This window comes from Ideonella sp. P3_A4, from assembly GCF_056403075.1.
The window spans coordinates 1-824 of the sequence record NZ_JBFUGE010001236.1 but is presented as its reverse complement, the minus strand read 5'-3'; the positions used below and the strand labels follow the sequence as shown (position 1 = coordinate 824).

Sequence of the window (824 nt, the reverse complement as noted above, 5' to 3'; positions counted from 1 at the left end):
CGTGAGCGTAGTGGCGGTTGGCCGTTTCGTACTCGACGTGCGCGGTGTTGATCGTGATGCCGCGTGCCTTTTCTTCCGGCGCCGCGTCGATCTGGTCGTAGGCCTTGGCCTCGCCGCCGAACTTCGTCGACAGCACCGTCGTGATCGCCGCCGTCAGCGTCGTCTTGCCATGGTCCACGTGACCAATCGTGCCCACGTTCACGTGCGGCTTGGTCCGTTCAAACTTGCCTTTTGCCATTTCATGTTCTCCAGAGAAAGAGCGTTGCCCGTGCTGAGGTTTTAGGTCTTCGCTTCGTCGCTGAATCCCCCGCCACGGGCAGCGGGAGGCGCAAAGCCGAAGACCGGCTCAAAAGTGAGCGGAAAATTACTTGCCGCGAGCGGTGATGATCGCGTCGGCGACGTTCTTCGGAGCTTCGCTGTAGTGCTTGAACTCCATCGTGTACGTCGCACGGCCTTGCGACATCGAGCGCAGCGTCGTCGAGTAGCCGAACATTTCCGACAGCGGGACTTCGGCCTTGATGACCTTGCCGCCGCCAGGCATGTCGTCCATGCCTTGCACCATGCCGCGACGGGACGACAGGTCGCCCATCACGCCGCCGGCGTAGTCTTCCGGCGTTTCGACTTCGACCGCCATCATCGGCTCGAGAATGACGGGGCTGGCCTTGCGGCAGCCGTCCTTGAAGCCGATCGACGCCGCCATCTTGAAGGCGTTTTCGTTCGAGTCCACTTCGTGGTACGAACCGAAGGTCAGCGTGACCTTCACGTCGACCACCGGGTAGCCKGCCAGCACGCCGTTGGGCAGCGTGTCGACGTCGTGTCGACGT

1 protein-coding gene and 1 pseudogene are annotated in these 824 nt (G+C 62.2%); both read right to left on the bottom strand.

Annotation, left to right across the window (positions count from 1 at the left end; genetic code table 11):
* Window positions 1–238 (bottom strand): GTP-binding protein (locus tag AC1DYI_RS37265; protein WP_477209090.1); only part of this gene is annotated, 238 nt, incomplete at its 3' end.
* Window positions 239–364: 126 nt separating this feature from the next.
* Window positions 365–824, bottom strand: a pseudogene (gene fusA, locus AC1DYI_RS37260) (elongation factor G); the annotation flags it as partial.